This window comes from Gloeocapsopsis crepidinum LEGE 06123, from assembly GCF_015207655.1.
In the GTDB taxonomy this organism is placed as follows: Bacteria; Cyanobacteriota; Cyanobacteriia; order Cyanobacteriales; family Chroococcidiopsidaceae; genus Gloeocapsopsis; species Gloeocapsopsis crepidinum.
In genome coordinates this window covers 1-20,065 of sequence record NZ_JADEWN010000053.1, presented here as the reverse complement: position 1 = coordinate 20,065, position 20,065 = coordinate 1, and the positions used below count along the sequence as shown (strand labels likewise).

At 40.1% G+C, this 20,065-nt stretch carries 19 protein-coding genes; 3 read left to right on the top strand and 16 right to left on the bottom strand.

Annotated elements, in window-relative coordinates; translation table 11 throughout:
* Positions 1 to 65: 65 nt before the first annotated feature.
* The 16 genes from IQ230_RS18840 to IQ230_RS18765 form a co-directional block, all read right to left on the bottom strand.
* Positions 66 to 1,304: an O-antigen ligase family protein gene (locus IQ230_RS18840; protein ID WP_193933799.1), complete on the bottom strand. Its 1,239-nt coding sequence runs from the start codon at positions 1,302 to 1,304 to the stop codon at positions 66 to 68.
* A 42-nt stretch (positions 1,305 to 1,346) separates the two neighbouring features.
* The gene (locus tag IQ230_RS18835; RefSeq protein ID WP_193933798.1) at positions 1,347 to 2,756 is read right to left on the bottom strand and encodes a GumC family protein; all 1,410 of its coding nucleotides are present in this window, start codon (positions 2,754 to 2,756) and stop codon (positions 1,347 to 1,349) included.
* A gap of 41 nt (positions 2,757 to 2,797) precedes the next feature.
* Positions 2,798 to 3,793 carry a WecB/TagA/CpsF family glycosyltransferase gene (locus tag IQ230_RS18830; RefSeq protein WP_193933797.1) on the bottom strand — a complete coding sequence of 332 codons (996 nt, stop codon included), beginning with the start codon at positions 3,791 to 3,793 and terminating at the stop codon, positions 2,798 to 2,800.
* A gap of 156 nt (positions 3,794 to 3,949) precedes the next feature.
* A complete protein-coding gene (locus IQ230_RS18825) occupies positions 3,950 to 4,963 on the bottom strand; it encodes a putative 2-dehydropantoate 2-reductase (RefSeq protein ID WP_322742480.1) in 1,014 nt (337 codons plus the stop codon).
* Positions 4,964 to 5,020: 57 nt separating this feature from the next.
* Positions 5,021 to 5,824 carry an alpha/beta fold hydrolase gene (locus IQ230_RS18820; protein WP_193933796.1) on the bottom strand — a complete coding sequence of 268 codons (804 nt, stop codon included), beginning with the start codon at positions 5,822 to 5,824 and terminating at the stop codon, positions 5,021 to 5,023.
* A 91-nt stretch (positions 5,825 to 5,915) separates the two neighbouring features.
* On the bottom strand, positions 5,916 to 7,238 hold the full coding sequence (locus tag IQ230_RS18815; protein ID WP_193933795.1) for a salicylate synthase: 1,323 nt from the start codon (positions 7,236 to 7,238) through the stop codon (positions 5,916 to 5,918).
* A 34-nt stretch (positions 7,239 to 7,272) separates the two neighbouring features.
* Positions 7,273 to 7,755: an SRPBCC family protein gene (locus IQ230_RS18810; RefSeq protein WP_193933794.1), complete on the bottom strand. Its 483-nt coding sequence runs from the start codon at positions 7,753 to 7,755 to the stop codon at positions 7,273 to 7,275.
* Between the two features lie 62 nt (positions 7,756 to 7,817).
* A complete protein-coding gene (locus tag IQ230_RS18805) occupies positions 7,818 to 8,612 on the bottom strand; it encodes a cyclase family protein (RefSeq protein ID WP_193933793.1) in 795 nt (264 codons plus the stop codon).
* Positions 8,596 to 8,928, bottom strand: a complete 333-nt coding sequence (locus tag IQ230_RS18800; RefSeq protein WP_193933792.1) for a carboxymuconolactone decarboxylase family protein — start codon at positions 8,926 to 8,928, stop codon at positions 8,596 to 8,598. Before IQ230_RS18800 ends, IQ230_RS18805 begins: the two co-directional genes overlap by 17 nt.
* Entirely contained in the window at positions 8,929 to 9,327 is a 399-nt protein-coding gene (locus IQ230_RS18795; RefSeq protein WP_193933791.1) for a cupin domain-containing protein, read from the bottom strand.
* A gap of 14 nt (positions 9,328 to 9,341) precedes the next feature.
* The gene (locus tag IQ230_RS18790; RefSeq protein ID WP_193933790.1) at positions 9,342 to 10,889 is read right to left on the bottom strand and encodes a benzoate-CoA ligase family protein; all 1,548 of its coding nucleotides are present in this window, start codon (positions 10,887 to 10,889) and stop codon (positions 9,342 to 9,344) included.
* Entirely contained in the window at positions 10,886 to 11,380 is a 495-nt protein-coding gene (locus IQ230_RS18785) for a holo-ACP synthase (RefSeq protein ID WP_228055129.1), read from the bottom strand. Before IQ230_RS18785 ends, IQ230_RS18790 begins: the two co-directional genes overlap by 4 nt.
* Positions 11,328 to 11,564 (bottom strand): acyl carrier protein, encoded by a 237-nt coding sequence (locus IQ230_RS18780; protein WP_228055128.1) that lies wholly within the window; start codon positions 11,562 to 11,564, stop codon positions 11,328 to 11,330. Before IQ230_RS18780 ends, IQ230_RS18785 begins: the two co-directional genes overlap by 53 nt.
* A 201-nt stretch (positions 11,565 to 11,765) precedes the next feature.
* Positions 11,766 to 12,974, bottom strand: a complete 1,209-nt coding sequence (locus IQ230_RS27740) for a beta-ketoacyl-[acyl-carrier-protein] synthase family protein (protein ID WP_193933787.1) — start codon at positions 12,972 to 12,974, stop codon at positions 11,766 to 11,768.
* On the bottom strand, positions 12,967 to 14,244 hold the full coding sequence (locus IQ230_RS18770; RefSeq protein WP_193933786.1) for a beta-ketoacyl-[acyl-carrier-protein] synthase family protein: 1,278 nt from the start codon (positions 14,242 to 14,244) through the stop codon (positions 12,967 to 12,969). The genes IQ230_RS27740 and IQ230_RS18770 overlap by 8 nt, the downstream gene beginning before the upstream one ends.
* A 58-nt stretch (positions 14,245 to 14,302) precedes the next feature.
* A complete protein-coding gene (locus IQ230_RS18765; RefSeq protein WP_193933785.1) occupies positions 14,303 to 15,229 on the bottom strand; it encodes a methylenetetrahydrofolate reductase in 927 nt (308 codons plus the stop codon).
* Positions 15,230 to 16,326: 1,097 nt separating this feature from the next.
* Between IQ230_RS18765 and IQ230_RS18760 the strand changes: the two genes are divergently transcribed.
* From IQ230_RS18760 to IQ230_RS18750, 3 genes are all read left to right on the top strand, one after another.
* Positions 16,327 to 18,684 (top strand): NACHT domain-containing protein, encoded by a 2,358-nt coding sequence (locus IQ230_RS18760; RefSeq protein ID WP_193933784.1) that lies wholly within the window; start codon positions 16,327 to 16,329, stop codon positions 18,682 to 18,684.
* Positions 18,685 to 18,710: 26 nt separating this feature from the next.
* A complete protein-coding gene (locus IQ230_RS18755) occupies positions 18,711 to 19,607 on the top strand; it encodes a tetratricopeptide repeat protein (RefSeq protein WP_193933783.1) in 897 nt (298 codons plus the stop codon).
* A gap of 76 nt (positions 19,608 to 19,683) precedes the next feature.
* A complete protein-coding gene (locus tag IQ230_RS18750; protein ID WP_193933782.1) occupies positions 19,684 to 19,971 on the top strand; it encodes a hypothetical protein in 288 nt (95 codons plus the stop codon).
* The last annotated feature ends 94 nt before the right edge of the window (positions 19,972 to 20,065 follow it).

Below are 20,065 nucleotides of genomic sequence, written 5' to 3'. Positions count from 1 at the left end.
AAATTAACTCTTTTCTTTTTCTCAGTCTTGTTTACTATTTCTATGACAAAATCAGCAAAAAATAATTAATACTCTAGTTCTTCTTTAAGTGCAACACCTAGCATAATCAAGCCTAACCAATAAAGGTGAACTATGTAGGAAATATCTATAACAGAGCTAAAAATAAATAGGACTAAAACAATACCTAAACCAACTCTAGCAGTCGCATTTTTTTGAGCTTTATATAATAAATCAATGAAACTCCAAAATAAGGGAATTACAAAAGCACTTAAACCAACTATTCCTCGAATAAACAAAAGACCAACCCAAGTGTGATGAGTGCCAATTCCTGGAGTATTTAGCCAAGGAGTGACAATGCCATGTCCCCAAAGAGGAGCTTCATGCCAGCGATCTAATGCTAAGTTAACTAAAAGTCCTCTTACTTCTGAAGAACTTGCACGGAAACTATCGAATTGTTCGCGGGAAGTTTGAATGAAATTAAATAATTGAGGAGTAAATATACTGGTAATAAAACTTGCTATTGCTAAAGTGATATGAGTTGTAGGCTGAGTCAGCTTTCCTAATACCCAAACTAGTGCAAAAACAGTCGGTAAGCAGACTATAGCTGCGCGAGAGAAAGAGCCAATAACCATAGCGATCGCACCAATTACACCAATAATTCTCCATTTACTATTTTTTTCTTGAATAGCAAGAAGAAAATAAATATTAGCTATCATTCCTAACTCAGGACACCAGGGAGCTAACAATTTTAATCGCAATAAGTTAGTTCCATATTCAACTTCATAAAAAGCTACTGAGTAAAGCTCGTTTGAACCACCTCCTAAAATTGCTAAAGGAGAAACATATTCAATGTGAGGTAAAGGTGATATAAAAACTAAATAAGAAATAAAAGCAAAAATTAAGCTTTGTAAGCAAATAATACAAGCTGCACGATAAAGAATTTGAGGTCGAATATTAAGGCAGCCTACTAAGGGAAATAATGCTAAAAGGGCATATTGCCTAGCCCAATTGTTAATTGATGAAAAAATAGTTTTGATCAACCCTAAATCAAAATCTATGTGCCCCATAATTAAAGCAAACTCTAAAAGGAGCATAGCAATAATCCAGACCCAGATTGAAACAGGAATTGTAACTTTCTCAACTAGCAGATTTTGTATTTGTTGCCAAATTCGCTTACATAGGTAGAGTGTTAAAAGCCAGGCGATCGCAGGTATAAAAATATATTGTGCTCCAAGTAGATAAAGCCCATAGGTACCTATCGCCGAGTATAGTACTACTTTTTCTTCAAGATTTTGAGGCTTCATCCTAAAATTTAATGGTGTAGTGATAGCTCAAATTTATGGTTTTTAAAACTTTGATTTTGGTTGCAGATCAACTGACTTTTGATAGCGATACATTCCAAACAATGCTATACTTATAGTTACAAAAATTGAAGCTAATACAGTACCAAATAAAACAAATTCTTTTTTTGGCCAACTTGTGGTTTGTGGTAAGTTAGGTTGTGTAACGAATTGAACAAGTGGATAAGAACCAAAAGTATCTGACTTACCTATATCTAGTCTAGTTAGTGTGGAAGAAAAGACGGCTTCAGTAACTTGTAAATCTCTCTGCAAAGCATCTAAGTCAGATTCTTTTTGTGCTAATTGGTTAAGTCTAATTTGAAGTTGGGTAATTTGCTCGTCAGTGGTTTGTGCTTGTGCTTGAAATCCTTTTTGTTCTGCTTGAGTCGTTACTAGTTGCTGAAAAAGACTTTCGCGTGCTGAATCCGAGTTAGTGCTATTGAGACTAAGTTGATGTATGGTTGCTTGGCTAATTGGTTTCCTTAAAAGATACTGACTGCGATTGAGTAATGCTGTTTGAGCAGCATTTTGTTTAGCCTGCTGTGCAACTAACTGAGGATTGCCAGGTAGAAACTTTGCGTCTAGAACACTTAGTGTAGCGCTAGCTTCACTATAATCTTTTAAATTTTGCTGAAATATTTGATCTGTTTGTAATGTGAAGGCATCTACAGCTTCTAAATCTGATAAATTTAAACTAGCTGATAATTGACTTAAACGAGCACTAGCTTGCTGCTGTTGAGCTAAAATCTCAACTTTTTGTTTGCGTAGCTGTTCAATATTATTAGAAAGATCTCTAAGTTGCTCGTTAGAACTCAAACCTGAACTAGTTTTGTAAGTGGAAAGTCGCTGTTGAGCAATTTCTAACTTTTTCCAAGAGTCACCTAGCGCGTTTTGAACACTTGACTCTCGGCGAATTGCTTCTTCACTTCTTAATTCATTAAGTTTAGCTTCAAAAGCATTATAGAAAGCTAAAGATTTGCTCCGCGCTTCTTCAGGACTCGCACCCTTAAAATCGACAGTCATAATTGTAGTGCCATCAATAATTCCAATTCGCGGCTTACCAAACTTTGCTACGGGTATATTTAGCTGATTAGCTGCTGCATTTAATACAGGTTCGCTTTGGGCAATAAACTTATAATTTTCTCTTGGATCTTGGGTTGTACTAGCGTAGAGAGAGGAATTTTCATAAGAAGCTTGTCCTATGTTTGGTAAGTTCACATTTGCCGCCGATCCGGCTTCTGGTAAAGTAATTGCTGAGTGACTTGTATAAGTTGGTGGCACTAGCTTTAAGTAAAGTAAAGCTAAAATCCCAAAGGTTGCGTTAGCTAATAATCCTAGAAGTAAATAACGCTGCCAATAGCTTTGCTTAAAACTTGTTTTGGGAAATGATTTGGGGAATATTACAGAACCAGCCATTAGAAATCCTCAATAAAAGTTTGAACTTGACTTAGTTGCAACTAACGGTAAGAGAATTTATTTGTAAGTTGAGTTTGTACGTTGAGCTTCTCAACTTTGTATGAATGCGACCGCCTAAAATTTATTCCTAAGTTAATAGCTGAAGTTGGTTTTGTCCAAGCTGAACGCTTTAGTTCAGTTCGATTCAAGCTATTTAAATTTTGATACTTATATTGAGTTGAATTAAATTGAAAAATATCGATTTCTTTTTTAGAATTAATGAGTTTTGTATTTGCCATACTTACTGTCTGATTATTTTGACAGTTAGAAAAATTAAGCTTTTGCTTCAAAATCAACCAGAAGAAAGGCAGATCGTCTACTAAATATCTTTGCCATAATCTTTGAGGCTCGCACAGTAATCTGTAAAACCACTCCAAACCAAAACTACTCATCCATTTTGGAGATCTTTTCAAATTACCTGCTTCAAAATCAATAGTAGCTCCTAAAGCTAAAAATATTTTAATTTTTGATAGCTTGCGTCTATATTTATAAATCCATTTTTCTTGCTTTGGTGCGCCTAGCCCTACTGCAAGAACTGTAGCATCTGTACCATTAATCATTTTTATAATTTCCTGGCACTCTTCTTCGTCTTTTTCAAATCCAAAAGATGGAGAATGTGCCCCTACAACTATATTTCTTGCCATTTTATTATTAATATTTTTTTGAGCTTGATTAGCTATTCCTTTACCTGCCCCTAACAAAAATATTTTAATATCTTCATTGGTTTTATGGTAATTATAAAAATCAGGGAAAAAATCAGAACCAGATATTTTTTCTTTAATCGGCGTACCTAAAAATTTAGATGCATACATGACTATTTGACTATCACAAACTTTGTAATCAGCTACATTGTAAGCCTCAACAAATTCTTTATCTTTTTGTAGTTTAATGAGATGATCTACATTAGTTGTAAAAACAATTCCTTTGTTTAATTCTTTTAAAAGTTTTGATGTGGGTAAATTATCAATTTCAACATTTAGCAAATTTATCTTTTGCATTTTTCTTCTCCAATTCATTAGCTAATTTGCTTATGGTTTTACATCGCTAATTGCTAACTGTTCATTACTAATAGAAAACTTATTCGTTGCGATTAGCTATTAGCCAATCGCCAGAACCAACTGATGTATCAATGAATTTTAGTTAACTTGTTACGCCTAATGCGATAAAACTGCGATCGCTTGATTAGTACAGTAATAGGTATCTAAAAACTTGAGCTGTCGGTAAAGCATGGCAAGTTGTGGAGTATCAAGCCCAGCTTGTTGAGCAGCACGTAAAGGTTTACCAAAGATTGCTTCTACCTCTAGCGAGCGCCTTTGATCAAAATCAATTTTTGTACTCGTGCGATAGGGTCCCATCTTGGCAATAAATTTGAGCCGTTTTTCGATATAGTCATCTGCGATCGCTCGACCATAAGCCGCCGCAACAGCTACCATCTCCTGCATCATCTGCTCGATCAAAGCCCGCGTATGTACGTCACTTATCAAGTCTTTGATAGTTGCATTGAGTACGACAGTCAGACCATTAAAGGGAATGTTGCAGATAAGTTTTTTCCAACGAGCCAAAAGCAGATCTTCAGCTAACTGAATGAGAACACCAGCACTCTCAAAGTCACTTTTGACTTGAAGCATGCGCTCGGTAATTCCACAAGTTAGATAATTACAAGCATATTCGGCGAGCGTAATCACGCCGTAACGAAGATGACGAATGTGACCTGGAGCAACTTTGTCATTGCAAGTAAAGCACAAACCACCCATTACGCGATTCGAGCCAACGATCGCCGCGACATCCTCTTCTACACCTAGACCATTTTGCAACACTAAGACAACACTGTTATCTTTGACTAAACTAGGTAGCATTTGTCGCAATAAATTATTTTGCGTTGTCTTTAGCGCAACGACAACAACATCACAAGGTGGTACATCGAGCACGTTGCGGTAGGCATTAACATGGGAGAGGCGGAAAGATCCATCTGGAGATTCGATAAATAAACCATGTTTCTTGACATACTCATAATCACTACGCAACAGAAAGTGAACATCGAGTCCAACCTGTTGTAAACGAGCACCATAAAACCCACCTAATGCTCCAGTGCCAAGAATTGCATAGCTGCGGTTTTCGCTCAGCCGCGTAGCAGGAGAATTGAACTTAGAGTCAGATAGTACTTCCACATCAATCCTCACCAATGATCTTGAGTAGGGACGCAGGATTGCTAGAGAAATGAGGCTTCAACTTTCCTGTGATTGAGATGCCGACACCAAGCGATCGCCCTTGACAAAATGCTGAATTTCAGCAGCAACTTTTGCCGGTTGTTCGACGTGCAAGTAGTGACCTGCATTAGGTATCGTAACCAAGCGCGAGTTTTCAATTTGCCACTGTAACATCTTAGATTTGCGTGGAGAGATAATCACGTCATCGTCTCCGGTGAGAATCAACGTCGGTAGCCGTAAAGCTGACACGGCACTACTGAGATCGACACGACTTACACCCATGAAATCAGAAGCATCTGCTTGCAATAAAGTATATTGAAATTCACTTAATACAAGATCTTTGACATTTTTAGGAATTTCAGCAGCAAAACTTTGACGGAGAGTTTCATAATTCCATTGCCCAGTTATCGCCTGCTGCAGAAAATCAGGATGAAGTTGAATGCGTGCAGAGGTTGCCATTAAGACCAATTGTGCAACCCGATCTGGGTAAGCAAGCGCAAATTGAAGTCCGATCAAGCCTCCCATCGATTGTCCTACATAACAAATAGGATGCTCAATGCCTAAGCGATTCAAAAAAACATTGAGAAATTCAACAACGGCATCAATTGAATCAGGTACATACCCCTCCGAAGCCCCATGTCCTGGTAAATCGAGCGCTACAGGGAATTCTGTTGCATCGAATTGAGCTAGCATTGGTTCCCAATGACGGCTGCTACCTCCAGCACCATGTACTAGCAACATTATTTTGCGATCGCCTTGGGACGGCAACCCAAAAGGTGCATTGTAATAAACTTTGCGATTTGCAACCTGAATAAAAGACATACTTGCAATGGGTAATGAGTAATTGGTAATTGGAAATTGGGAGTTATGAGTTAAAAAGATTTTTATTCAAAACTCTTTCCGCTGCATCGACTCAAGACTCCATCACGAGATTGGTTAGCATCGTATTCATCTTGTTAACCGATTCAACATATTCATTTTGAGGAACCGATTCAGCAACAATACCTGCACCTGCATTGAGGTGAACAGAGTCACCATATTGATAAACAGAGCGAATTGCGATCGCTAAATCTGCTGTACCACTGCTATCAATCCAACCAATACCACCAGCATAAATTCCTCTTGGTTCTTCCTCCAAGCGGTCAATCCATGCTAAAGCTTCGTGCTTATTAATTCCAGAGACTGTAATACCAGGAAATAACACTTTCAATGCATCCCATAGCGTCTTTCCTGATTTGAGTTGACCGCCTACCCGTGAAGATAAGTGTTGAACGCAACGGTACTGCTTAACTTGCATAAAATCAAAAATCTGTACGGTTTCAGGTGAGCAAACTGTGCTAATTTCACTTTGCGCTAACCAAACAGAAAGTGCGTGTTCCTTAACTTCTTTAGCATCAATAAATAACTCATCACTCAAACGCATATCTTCTTCTGAATCCGAACTACGCGGTCGTGTTCCTGCTAGAGGATTCGTTACAACAAAACCATCTGTGCTAACTTCCATCAAAATCTCAGGGCTAAACCCTACAGCGCAGACATCTCCCACACTCATACAATACGAACGCGCAGCGTTATTGCTCTTAGCTCCTAATATATAAGTGCCAAGCACGTCCATATTGCCCTTCACCTTTACTGATCGCGAGATAATCGCTTTATGCAGTTCGCCATTTTGAATTGCATCAATTAGAGTTGCAACTTGTTGTTCATACTGTTGGTTTTCAGTTGCAGCTACAACGGGAGGCGTTGGTACATATTCTGCTAATTTGCTATCAGCGGATAAGACTTCCAGCACTTTTGCAGGTGACTTAATACTTCTAATGTGTACTCCCTTCGTGGTGATGTAAAGTTCGGTTTCTGGAACCAAAAAATATAGTAGTGGCTGGTCAATTGCTTTGGAGTAGGAGTAATAAAAACGGGCAATGTCAAAGCCAACGTAACCATACGCTGTCCAGTTTTCTACTGGCAAAGATGCAAAAATTGACTCGACTTGCTTCAGTGGATCGGTGCAAATTTCTGAGTGCTTCTGGCTCATAAAGCGACTAGACACAGCTTCAGCACTAACCGAAACCTCAGCTAAAGCATTACCCGCAATCCGTACCTCGCTCTCACTTTCGTACATCACATATTCAGAAAAAACCCCAGTTTGCAATAAAGTTTGCAAGATAACGAGTGGGTCTTTTTGACCTGGAACAAACATTTCGTGATATGTTAAAAAATCACTTGCCAGCTGGTACATTGATAGTTACTCCTTGGGGTTGTCGCGGTAAGTATTAGACAGCGTTTGTTGTGAGAGTCTTAGCAGACCAAGCTTCAACTTTTTCTTTAATCGCTCGCATTTGAACGCGAGTATTTCGGTTGAGAAATGACTCCATCTGCTCAGTTGTCCACTTGCATTCGTCGTGGATCTCAAACTTTTGCATCCAAGTCATCACCACACCCACGCCTTGAGGTAACTCCTCATAAGTCCAGTGAATTTTCATGTCCTTAAATGGAAAGGCTTTTTCTACGCGTTCCGCTGTAGCTTGTTTGCCAGGCTTGTCAATCAGTCGCCGCGAAACCCAAGTTCGTGAAGGGCGATCGCCTTCAGGATAAGTCGTCAAACTAAACAAAACCTCGTTCCCATTGCGCTCTAGTACTTCTGCTTTCTCGTACTCAGTAAATAGTTGCGGCCAAAGTTCAATATCGTTCGTTAGGTCGAAAACGGTATCAAAATCTCGCAAAATAACAACATTATTCTCTGTGTAACCTGTCATACTTACACTCCGTAAAATCTATAAATTACTGTTGTGAAGTCGTTGGATGGTTAATTCAAAACTCAAAACTCATTAACTAGCCCAACTGCTCTTACCCAACTTGCATCTAATCCTTTAACACGCAAAGGAAAGCAAGCAACTTGAAATCCTGTATCGGGTAGCTGTTCGAGATTGACGAGACGTTCGATTTGAATGTATTCGCGTTCGCGACCGTAGAAGTGTGCTGGCCAAAGATAACTGCGATCGCCTGTTCGCCAAAAGTCTTCTAGCATCGTGACAAATGGACGGTCAAAACCGTAGGTGTCAATGCCGATAACTTTGATTTCCTGTTCTACTAACCACTCAGTCGCTTCTCGACTCATGCCTGGTGCATGGGAAAAATACTCACGCTTACCCCAAAGTTTATCGGTTCCTGTCCAAATTAGAACAATATCTAGAGGCTTGAGTTGGTGTTTAGTTACATCTAGAGCATTTTTGATGTCTGCAATGCTAATAAAGTCTTGTGGCTGTTTGTGGCGTAAGTCGAGTCGTACTCCATCACTGAAAAACCACTCTAGGGGTAATTCATCGACCGAACGTGCTGGAGAACCTGCACAATCTGAACCGTAATGAATCGGTGCGTCAATATGCGTCCCCATGTGTGTGGGTAAGGTGACAGTATCTAAAGTAATAAAGGCACCATTGGGAAAATCTTCAGGTTCAAGACGGCGATCGTCAGACTTAGCAGCATTTCTTGTTGCCACTTCAGCACAAAACTGCTTAGCACCATTGATGTGATCGAGTCGCTCAACGCGAATTTCCATCGGCTCTGAAGCCGAGTTTTCGACTAAGACACTCAAGTCAACCAGCCGTCGCACCCGTAACCTCCTTCGTCTTGGCTGTAGTGTCTGCGATCGTCTCCATTGCTTGATCCAATGCCATATTGACATCTGTAATGCCAACAATCGGTAATGCTAAGAGAATCGCAGCAATCACTTCTTCTTTAGTTGCTCCAGCTGCCATCGCGCGTTCTACGTGCGTGTTGATGCCTCGTAAACCCCGATGTGCGCTAAATATACCGATAATAACTAACTCATTAACCTTTTCATCAAGCGGAGAATACTGCTTCACCGATTTTGCCAGATCGAAGAAACTCTGGGCAACATCCGGCGCTTCTTGCATCATGTTCTTCATTTAATGTTCTCCTTCAAGAATAATGTGTCCGTCTTTGGGGGAAGGTGCTAAAGGAGCCGAGGCAAAGACAACTTGGATTTCCTCATTGCCAACGTTAACAATTGAATGTGCTGCACCTTGGGGAGTCAGTACTGCTTGTCCGGCTTGAAAGGACACGACACCAACGTCCGCAATCTCGATTTCACCTTGACCTTGCAGTACGTAAAAACACTCTTCACCATGTGGATGTGCGTGACATAATACTCTGCCGCCAACTGGTACGGTTGCTGTGCCCATAATTAATTTGGTGGACTGCACGCTGGTAGGAGAAATCAATACATGAATTTCACCACCTCTGTCAGCGATCGTCGGAACATCACTTGGTCCCATTACCAAGCGTCTTTGTTGCTGCGTTACCATTGAGTTATCCTTTCTTATTGAACCAATTGACTAGCTTTAAGTAATGCCTTGCGGTGAATTTTTCCTGTTGACGTACGCGGTAATCGTTCTAAAAATTGAATCTTTTTCGGAGCTTTAAATCGAGGCAATTGCATTTTGGTAAATCTACGAATGCTTTCTTCTAGTTCAGGCGACTCGGAAAAACCAGACTTCAGGCTAACGTAGGCTACAACTTGAGTTAAATTTTCACCACTTTCAGATTCTGGTACTACCGCAACATCAAGCACACTCTCATGTTGCAGCAACACGTCTTCAATTTCAAAGGGCGATACCCATTGCCCGTTAACCTTAAAAAGGTCGTCTTTGCGTCCCATAAACCAGAAATAGCCATCTTCATCACAGAGATATTTATCTCCAGTACGCATGGTCTTACCGTAGATCACTTGGCGTGTTTCTTGATGACGATTCCAATATCGCAGCATCAAACTATCGCCACCTACTTGCAAGTTGCCAATTTCGCCGGTAGGCATTGAGACACCATTCTCATCAATGATGCAGATATCGTAACCAGCAACAGGTTTACCTGAACTACCTGGACGGCATTCGCCTAAACGATTTGAAAGAAAGATATGTAAAAATTCAGTTGTGCCAATACCTTCACAAATTTCTTTACCGTAGATATTGCGCCATCTTTGCCAAATGCTTTTAGGTAATTGCTCAGCTGCTGATACACATAAGCGTAATGTTGCAGTCTCTAAAGGAGCAATATCTTGCACTGCAAGAATACTAGCATAGGTAGCAGGAATTGCAAACAAAATTGTTGGTTGATAGCGATGAATATCGGCAATGATGTCGAAGGCATTATTTGCATCCGATAAAATTGATGCTGCACCAACTGCCATTGGCATATACAAAGTGTTTCCTAGACCGTAGGCAAATGGCATCTTGGCGATTGAATAGGTAATATCGTTATGATGCAAACCAAGAGTCGCTTTACCATACTGCTCTGCGCAGACGATCATACTACGATGAATATGCATCGCGCCTTTGGGTCTACCTGTACTACCGGAAGTATAAAGCCAGAATGCTGGTTCGTCGGGTGATGTTTGTGCCGGCGATAGTTCTTGAGGAAATGAGTTTGAAAGTGTTCTAAAAGAGTTATCTCCATCTGTAAGGAGAATATTTTGTAAGAATGGAGACTGAATTGGAGAAAGCTTTTCTTGCCAGTCTTGAGTTGTGAGTAAGATTTTAGCGCGGCAATCTTGCAGAATGTACTCAATATCATTCAAGTTACACGCAGTGTTAATTGGTACAGGTACAGCACCCAACCAAATCGCACCCCAAAAGGCAAATACAAAATCTGGGCTATCGGGTAATAGGATTGCGATTCGATTTTCGCGTTCTAAACCTAACTCAGCGAGTAATCCAGCAGCAGCGCAAACTTCATTACTGACTTTACGATACGTGTACGTCTCATCGTGATAGTACAGAGCAATTTTTTCACCATATCCTTTATGCAAATTACCTTTGATAAAGTAAGCTGCCACATTAAAAATATCAGGTAATTGTTCGTACTGATTCATGCTTGTTCGCCCTTTGAAAGAACGTGAACCATCACATAGTCATCCCAATAGCACCAAGTTGCCAGCCATGCTTTCACTCCACACTGCAATGCTTTTTGTTGTGCTGCGCCGCGCAACTTAATTGTCAATCCCGACTGAACTATTACTGTTTCAATCTCATTCCAGTTGATATCAACTAATCCAGTTCCTAGGGCTTTTCCTACAGCTTCTTTAGCCGAAAAACAGACGGCGTAAGATCGACTAGAGTGCGGTGCGGACTGACACTGTTCAATTTCGTCGGGAGTAAAAAGTAGAGTAAGCGTTTCGCTGTTATAGCGACTTACTAAAGAGGCGATTTTACTAATAGATGCAATATCAATTCCTATTCCTTTAACTTCGGCAAGTCTTGGTTGGGCAAGTTGTAGATACATGAAATCTTGTGTTCCTTTGCAGGAAGTATTATGTAGCAGTAGCAGTAGCAGCGATCGCTTGGTTAACCATCTCGCAAACATCCCCTAATGTCATGTCCTTGCGTGATTCGAGTTTGACATTGACACCAAAGCGACGTTTTAATCCTAGAGAAATGTCTACTGTTTCTGTTGAGTCGAGTTGCAAGTCTTTGCGGAGGAGTGCTGCTTCTGTAATTTCTTGTTCAGGAATTCCTAAATCAAGCAAAATGTCTTTTAGCGCATCCATAACCATATCTAAGTACCTCAATCAAAAATCTAGTTTTCGTGGTATGGCAGATGTCAGAGGTCAAAGATCAGGGTGACAACAGGGGTAAAGCAATGCCTTGCCTGTAATTAGAGTAATAGTTTTGAGCCTCTTTATCGCCCTAACCACATTGACCTTTGCTGTAATTGGTTTGCTGCAAAGCACGATCGCAACAGCAACACGTCACTTGCCAATCACAAACGATGCATTGACTCCCTCGCGGGCGCGAGAATTCACTAGTGCATGGCGCACCGTATGACTTTGGGGTTGAGTGACAAAGTTGAGCCGACAGTCGGAATCTGGCTCAGTTTGGTTCATTGTCGGTAATTGTTCTGTTTCCATTGCCAAAAGGCTGCAAGCTACCTCAGTGACACAACTTGCACCATAAAGGTGTCCGTAGAGTGCTTTAGGAACTGAAACCGCGACATTTGGTGCTTGGGCAAAAACATTGGCGATCGCTCCGCCCTCAATGCGATCGCTTTGTTGCGTTCCGCATCCTTCGGCTAAGACAATATCAATATCTGTTGGTTGGAGTTGTGCAGATTGGATCGCGCGTGCCATACATCGCTCAAAGTTAGCACCGCTGGTAGGATCGGTATCAGTCGTCATACAACCGGAGACAACCTTGCCATAAACCTTCGCACCACGCCCAAGTGCGTGTTCTTCTGATTCTAGTACCAAAACGGTACTGCCTTCACCTAGTACTAAGCCTGAGCGATTGCGGTCAAATGGTAAATAAGCTTTTTCTGGATCACTCGCGGCACTAACTTCTCCTGTTTCGTAATAACACGTCATCCCAAAACGCGTGATTGGTGCTTCCGAACCGCCAGCAATAACGACATCATTAAATCCTTCTTGGATTGACTTGATGCCAAAATACAATCCACTTGCGCCACTAGCGCGATCGCAAACAAAACTCTTGCTGTACCCGCGAATACCGTAGCGGATTGTAACATACCCTTGAGCCGCTGTCGGAAACCACGCCGTTGCTTGCCAAGGATTAACCATCGTTGCGCCGTCGTTATACAGTTCGTAGAACCCACGTTCGCAGATATCCCAACCGCCTGCGTTGTTACCAAACCAAACACCAACGCGATAGGAATCTTCTTGTGTTAAATCAAGTGCTGCATCTTGCAGTGCCAATTCAGTTGCAGCCAAGGCGTAGTGCGTGAATCGATCTGTTTTGACAATGAAGCGACGCGGAATATAGTCTGCTGGTGCAAACTCTGCAATCTCACCAGCAACCTTGGTTGGAAAGTCTGTAGAATCAAAACGGCTAATCGCACGAATTGCAGATTTACCTGTACTGATATTGTGCCAAAACTCATCTTTGCCAGTGCCAGCAGGGTTAATAATACCAATGCCAGTAATGACTACATCGTGTTTACTCACCTAAAGATTCCTCCCGATACTTTTTGAAAATTGCTGCGGAATGGATGCCACCAAAGCCACTTGCAGTTAGTAGTGCAGTGTTGACATCTGTAGAACGTGCCTCGTTGGGTACGTAGTCAAGATCGCAATTAGGATCAGGAAACTCATAATTAGCTGTTGGGTGAACAACAGAAAGTTCAATTGCACCTAAAGTTGCCACAACTCCTACTAAACTGGCAGAAGAAAGCGAATGACCGATCATTGATTTAGTTGAGCTAATTGGCAAACGGTATGCTTTATCGCCTAGTACTTGCTTGTAAGCATTCGTTTCAAATAGATCATTTTGCGGTGTGGAACTGCCATGCGCATTGATATAGTCAAGCTCTTCTGGTTCAACATTACCTAGGTGTAGCGTCCGTTCCATGACTGCTGCCATTGGGACTCCGTGGTCGGGAAGATCAGTCATATGAAAGGCATTACTGACGCTGTAATAACTCACGACTTCGGCATAAATGTGGGCGTTACGCCCAAGTGCATGTTCTAACTCCTCTAGTACTAATACTGCACCAGCTTCGCTAATGACAAATCCACCGCGCTTCGCATCAAATGGACGTGATGCCTTTTCTGGTTCGCAATCTGCTACCGAAAGAGAACCAATGACGTCAAGCGTGGCATAAGTTAAACTAGTAAGCGGCGCTTCTGAGGCTCCTGCCAGCATCACCTGGCATTCTCCAGAACGAATCAATTCAAAACTCAGTCCTAATGCATCTAAGCCAGCAGTGCAACCTGTCGATAGCGAGGTACACGGTCCTTGAAATCCGTGCTTTCGTGCTAGAAGTGCCGCAGGATAGTTGAACATACCTGCGTTGTAAAAATTCTCACCAGTGGCAACGTGTCTTAAGGGTTGGCTGCCTTTTTCACTGCATCGCTCGAAGATTTTTTGAATTGTTGGCGTACCACCGATCGCAGAGGAAAAGATAATTCCTAGGGATTCGGGATCTTCTTGACTTAAGTCTAAACCTGAATCAGCGATCGCCGCCGTACCAGAAACAACACCAAACTGCACTACGCGATCTTGCTCAACCAAATGGTCAAATTCTGCTCCTGAACAGTAATCGGAAAGATCAAAATCAGCAACTCGACACACGACTTTGCTTTTAATACCCATTGCTTCCATTTCAGGGTCAGCTTGCAAATACGATTGTCCGCGAATTGCATTTTTCCAAAACTGCTCCTTACCGATTCCTAAAGGAGCCACAACACCAATGCCTGTAATTACTACTCGTTTCATTCTCTAATTCTTAGTAAGAAAAGTGTTTAGTTAGCTTTTAGCCAATTGCTAAGTGCTTTCAAGTGATTGTGCTGCGTTGGGCGAATTGCCGTAGTCCTGCTAATTCGACAATCTGAGAACAGTCACTAGAACCAATTAATCGCAAGTGAATACCGCGAATGCCTTCGATGGCTTGTATACCTTGAATTAACTCTAAAGTGACTTGAAGACTTTCCGACTTGCGATCGCTGCTGCGAATGCGCTCAATTACATCATTTGGGATGTTGAAACCTGGGATTGTTTGTAAAAACTCAAGTCCTTTCCAGCTACTAAAAGGAAAAACCGCTCCAATAAAATGAACTCGTTTGTGCCATCCTCGTTTCACAACTTCTGCCATCCATTGCTGCATTGTGGTCAGATCGAAAGTTGCTTGTAGCTGAATATAGCGTGCACCGCAATTAATCTTTGCCGCCAAAAGAGCCATGCTCTCATCTAATTTATCGGGCGCTGTGTAAGGAACTGCGATTGTACCTATATAAAAATCTGGGGCTGGCGCGATCGCATCTCCATTGAACATTTTGCCGTACGTTGTTAGGTTGTGAGTTGCGGCGATCGCATCAATTGCAGAGATGTCATTTACCTCCTTAGCATCTGGATCGCTACCAATTGAACAGGGATAACCCCCTAAAATCATGACATTACGAATTCCTAGTGCTGCTAGTCCTAATAAGTCACTCTGCAAAGCAATCCGGTTTTTGTGACGTAGTGTTAATTGCACAACAGGTTCAATTCCTATTTGCTGGATTAAGTGTGCAGCTACAACATTAGATAACCGGGCTTGTGAAAGCGCATTGTCATTTATGTGTACTACATCTACGTAGGCAGCAATCTTTTCCGCTTTGCTAATCAATGGCTTTATCTTGTAGTGTCGCGGCGGTGTTAACTCAGCTGACACAACAAAATGACCAGCATTTAACAATGTTTGTAACCTATTTGCAGCAATCATTGATTAAATTTAATGCTTGGATACCAACACGTCGCGAGAGATGTATCACCTGTTCAACACGTATTTAGAAATATCTAAATTAGCTATTGCTCTAATACTAAAATTACTTAATTAAACTACTTTTAAGCAATTAAAACCTTTCGCTTTATTGCCTTGCCAGTTATAGGATAAGTGTTTTTAGCAAAACTAGCTTATATGGCAATAATAATTCAATATTACAGTTAATTACTCCTATTTAATGTTTTAAACAAATTCAAATTTCTCAAATGATACAAAAAGCTACAGCTTAAGAGTTCTAATCCTTAAAACTAAAATCAAACGTCTTTATTTTTTAAAAGAACAAGAATGACTCATAAGCATTTAAACTCTTAACTCAATCAGGAAAAACCTTGGCTGCTTCATAACAGTTCATCTGAAAATTTCACCATCTATAACTAGATGAAAAAATCATTAAACTTTTTTCTATCAAGGTTGACACAAGAAGCATCATTTGCAAGTTGCTTTATAGTTTTGCATATCTGACAAATTAATCAAGCCCAGTAAGGGTTTAAAGATGTGTATTTTATGTGTTTTTTTTGTATAAAGTTAGTTTGAGTGGTTTTTTCTATAATCTGTTATTTCTAATACAATTTTTGTTTTTCTTAATACGAAAAACTTGTTTTTTATACTACAAATATCTTTTATATATTAATCCTCCTTAAGGGAGAGGAAAAAAAATGTTAAAGTAGGATAATTGTTATAATTTCAACCGTCAAGTTTTATGTAAACGATAAATAGTAACTTCATGAAATTAACGATTTGAGAGCTAAATAATAGCGAGTACCTGGTGTAAAAAATTACTAAAAACGGTTTAGCTCATTTGTTATGAATAGCTTGACTTATTAGATGAGCTTATTTTATATATATTTTGGGTCATGTTTAAGGTTGGATAGGTACGGAAAAATATTGATTGTTGTGGTGAATACAGACTGAATCAATTAGATTATTCTATAATCACAAAAAATTAGCTAATGTGAGTGATCTTCCCAAGCTAGTTTCCTGACTTTTTGAGTTAGCTCTAAATACTGTTAGACAAGTTCTATTCATTACAAACAGACATGAAAGTACAGGCAGGGCGATCGCTAAAAGCATCACCAGAAGGACTCAACCGTGCTAATCGGGCTATGTTGATGTTTGCAACTAAACTTGACTTGGCAGATGAGTTAGAAGTCTCTCGCTCAACAGTGCAAAAGTTTTTTGCTGGCAAACCAGTAGGGAGGGAAAATTTTCATAAAATCTGTCAAAGATTAGAATTACCTTGGCAAGATGTTGCTGAACTAGAGAATTGGGAGGAAGAAACTGCTGACTTAATTGAGGAAGTTGAACTTGTTCAGTTAGGGTTAGCTCACTTCAGTAGTAGGTGTGACCTAGACGTATTAGTACAAGACATACGCGATAAAGTGCGCACTACCATACAACAAAGGTGTGGGCTAATGCGGGTACTAGATATGTCCCAGCCCATCGAATTAAATAACATTTATACTAAGGTAAACCTACTCAAAAAAATTACAGGACGACGCCGATTAGAACTCACTGATTTGCTCAAAGTTTGCGCACCAGACGAATTTGAGCGTCCTAACTTTGGGGAAGTTACTCAAAACTCAATATCTGGTTTAGAAGCACTGCAAGAGTACACTAAGTTAGTCGTATTGGGTAAACCAGGCGCAGGTAAAACTACTTTTCTAAAACATATTGCCTTGCAGTGTATTAATGGCAAGCTAAAAGATAACCGAGTACCAATATTAATCGCGCTCAAAGACTTTGCTGAAGCACCAGAACAGCTAAGTCTGTTTGAGTACATAGCACAGCAGTTGACAACTTGCGGAGTGACGGATTCCACAGTCACTGCACAAATATTAAGTCATGGTAGGGCGCTAGTCTTACTTGATGGACTCGATGAAGTGCAGGAAAAAGATTGCTATCGCGTTGTTCAGGAGATCCGAAGTTTTTCAGCTAAGTTTCTTCATAGCCATTTTGTACTTACCTGTAGAATTGCAACACGCGAATATACCTTTGAAGAGTTTACTGAGGTAGAAATTGCTGATTTTGATGCAGATCAGATAAGTAGTTTTGCTTATAATTGGTTTGCTTCTCAAGAAGAGAGTCGAAGTTTTCTGCAGAAACTCCAGCAAAACTCTACAATTCGCGAACTAGCTACTAATCCGTTATTACTGACACTAATATGTCTAGTATTTGCAGAAACAGCTAGCTTTCCCATAAATCGCACCCAGTTTTACAAAGAAGGAATAAATTTACTACTAAAAAAATGGGATGCCAAGCGTAATATTGAACGCGAGCAGGTTTATAAAAACTTGTCAGTTAGACACAAGGAAGATCTACTCAGCCAGATTGCTTTACAGACATTTGAGCAAGGTGAATACTTCTTTAGACAGCAGCAATTAGAACAATACATTGCTGATTATATCCGTAGCTTGCCTAGTATTGTGACAGCTACTCAACCGTTGCAACTCGATAGTGAGATCGTGCTCAAATCAATCGAAGCTCAACATGGCTTGTTAGTCGAGCGTGCTAGAGGAATTTATTCGTTTTCCCACTTGACATTTCATGAATATTTCACTGCACGAACAATTGTTGATAATTCTGATGTTCAAGCTTTAAATCGAAGTTTACAACAGCTAGTGAGTCATGTTACGGAGAAACGCTGGCGGGAAGTATTTTTATTCAGCGTTAGTATGTTACAAAATGCTGACTACCTGCTTCAGTTAACGAAGCAACACGTCGATCAACTCCTAGTTGCAGATGAGCGATTACAAGAGTTTCTCACCTGGATTAGTCAAAAAGCCCGTAGTATGTATCTACAGAAGTCGGTACTTGTACGAGCTTTCTATTTTGACCTTGACTTAGCACGTACCTCTAATTTACTCAGTAGTACTTTAGATTTATCGCGTGCACTTGAGCCGACAATGACTCGAAAAATTAATGATGAGCTGGCGCTTGATCTGGCGCTTGATCGTACGCTTGCGCTTAACTACGTAACTAAAGACACTCCAAAATGTATTTTGACTTTTAAGCGGGTTCTTGAACGAGCAATTACCCGTGCTAGCGTTGTTGATCCCAATTTAGAGCAAGAATTGCAACAACTTAAACAAGTTTTCGGTTCACTTCAGGATAGTGAATTTGACCTGTGGTGGAAAGCTAACGGTGATACTTGGATGGAACAGTTAAAGCTAGTATCGATTTCCTACCGCAATTTTGGCTACGATTGGCAGTTTAGTACTCAGCAGATGGAAAAACTTAAACAGTACTACGATGCCAACCAATTATTGATAGATTGCCTGAATAATAGCTGTTATGTCAGTAATAGAGTGCAGCAGGAAATTCAAGATACTTTGTTACTGCCACTTGCCGAACTTCAATCATTGTCAACTTGGTACGATGCTTGTCAAGCAAGCTAAAAAATATTAAGTAGGAAATATAACCAATGGTAGAAAACGAGTTGATGAATCTTGCTCGCAACCAAGAGTATGAAAAGATTCTTAATCAGTATCAAGACTATGCGATCGCTTCTATTGCTGAAGTTGCAGATTTCTTACGCGCAGAAGATGTGTACAAAGTAACGACAAAACTATATCAACACTTATTAAAGTATAAAGAGACACCAGACTTTCACTATGGAATCGGTCAATGCTATGGCAAAACTTACAATTACGAAACTTCGCTTTATCATCTTGAACAAGCGTTCATTACAAATAGAAGCGAGGGAGCAAATTATTACGCCTACATTCTAGAACGAAATTTTCTGATGGATCGTGCTTATGAGTGGTATCACAAAGCTTTAAAGAATGGCTATGACGATGACCTATGGACTCTCTCACATTATGCTTACTTTCTAGAAAAATACAACCGTCTAGAAGAAGCAAAACAAGTTTACAATGATGTTCTTACCAAAAATCCTGCTTACACTTGGGCAGTCAAAAGGTATGCAGTTTTCTTACTGAAACAGAATGACTCTAATCGTTCTGTGCAGGTTATACAAGATGCATTGCAAAAATTCCCTAACAACCCTTTTGTAAAACTCAACTATTTAGAATATCTCATCATCAGAGGAATGCTAGAAGAATATGATGAGTATTCTCAAAGTTTAGGTTATGACGAACTAGTATTGCCATTTCAAATACTAATCGATCTATTTGACTATTTTTGCTATTTTCTACTCCAGGGCAAAACAGATAGTATGAGGGTGAAGTCTTATAAAGAGAAAGTCAAAAAGTTTAAGGATGGAATTCATCGAGATTTTGATGATTTAACTGACATTCTTGCAGCTAACAATGGCGATCTAGTTGAGTGGAAACGTTTACTTGAGGCGTTATTAGTTTAGTTTACTAATAGCCTTGATTTTAATTGAAGGATATCTGGGAGTCGTGTAGGAGGTTTTTTTAAGCTGCTAAATTACTATGAAAAAGCGGAATAAGCAAGTATTTCGAGTAGATCGAGAACATCGTAAGCGTTGCGGACAATATATTCCACCTGATAAGCAAACTAAGCTTTTAGCAGCATTTTACTTGTTTGAGAAACGCTTAGAAACTATTCTTGATTGGCTCAAAAACTTAGCCTTTATAGAAATTATTCAACTCATCGGAAATTTATCAATTCTTTCTGCTGTGATTTTTGTTGTTTTTAATGAGCGCCAACAGCGCAATACAGAAATTTACAGCCTATTGCAAGTTTATGAGGTACAGTAAGAGGAGTACACAAATGAAGTCTAATGAAACCGTACTCGCTCGACTTGCGAGAAAAAATAGTTAAGGCATACACACAAGGTGACACCTCAATCAG

What these genes read in the sequence shown, in the direction of transcription:
- IQ230_RS18750 (WP_193933782.1), top strand. Translation starts at nt 19,684, where the DNA reads ATGAAAAAGCGGAATAAGCAAGTATTTCGAGTAGATCGAGAACATCGT.
- IQ230_RS18840 (WP_193933799.1), bottom strand. Translation starts at nt 1,304, where the DNA reads ATGAAGCCTCAAAATCTTGAAGAAAAAGTAGTACTATACTCGGCGATA.
- IQ230_RS18760 (WP_193933784.1), top strand. Translation starts at nt 16,327, where the DNA reads ATGAAAGTACAGGCAGGGCGATCGCTAAAAGCATCACCAGAAGGACTC.
- IQ230_RS18830 (WP_193933797.1), bottom strand. Translation starts at nt 3,793, where the DNA reads ATGCAAAAGATAAATTTGCTAAATGTTGAAATTGATAATTTACCCACA.
- IQ230_RS18765 (WP_193933785.1), bottom strand. Translation starts at nt 15,229, where the DNA reads ATGATTGCTGCAAATAGGTTACAAACATTGTTAAATGCTGGTCATTTT.
- IQ230_RS18785 (WP_228055129.1), bottom strand. Translation starts at nt 11,380, where the DNA reads ATGTTTGCGAGATGGTTAACCAAGCGATCGCTGCTACTGCTACTGCTA.
- IQ230_RS18755 (WP_193933783.1), top strand. Translation starts at nt 18,711, where the DNA reads ATGGTAGAAAACGAGTTGATGAATCTTGCTCGCAACCAAGAGTATGAA.
- IQ230_RS18800 (WP_193933792.1), bottom strand. Translation starts at nt 8,928, where the DNA reads ATGAAGAACATGATGCAAGAAGCGCCGGATGTTGCCCAGAGTTTCTTC.
- IQ230_RS18795 (WP_193933791.1), bottom strand. Translation starts at nt 9,327, where the DNA reads ATGGTAACGCAGCAACAAAGACGCTTGGTAATGGGACCAAGTGATGTT.
- IQ230_RS18790 (WP_193933790.1), bottom strand. Translation starts at nt 10,889, where the DNA reads ATGAATCAGTACGAACAATTACCTGATATTTTTAATGTGGCAGCTTAC.
- IQ230_RS18820 (WP_193933796.1), bottom strand. Translation starts at nt 5,824, where the DNA reads ATGTCTTTTATTCAGGTTGCAAATCGCAAAGTTTATTACAATGCACCT.
- IQ230_RS18780 (WP_228055128.1), bottom strand. Translation starts at nt 11,564, where the DNA reads ATGGATGCGCTAAAAGACATTTTGCTTGATTTAGGAATTCCTGAACAA.
- IQ230_RS18770 (WP_193933786.1), bottom strand. Translation starts at nt 14,244, where the DNA reads ATGAAACGAGTAGTAATTACAGGCATTGGTGTTGTGGCTCCTTTAGGA.
- IQ230_RS18810 (WP_193933794.1), bottom strand. Translation starts at nt 7,755, where the DNA reads ATGACAGGTTACACAGAGAATAATGTTGTTATTTTGCGAGATTTTGAT.
- IQ230_RS18835 (WP_193933798.1), bottom strand. Translation starts at nt 2,756, where the DNA reads ATGGCTGGTTCTGTAATATTCCCCAAATCATTTCCCAAAACAAGTTTT.
- IQ230_RS18815 (WP_193933795.1), bottom strand. Translation starts at nt 7,238, where the DNA reads ATGTACCAGCTGGCAAGTGATTTTTTAACATATCACGAAATGTTTGTT.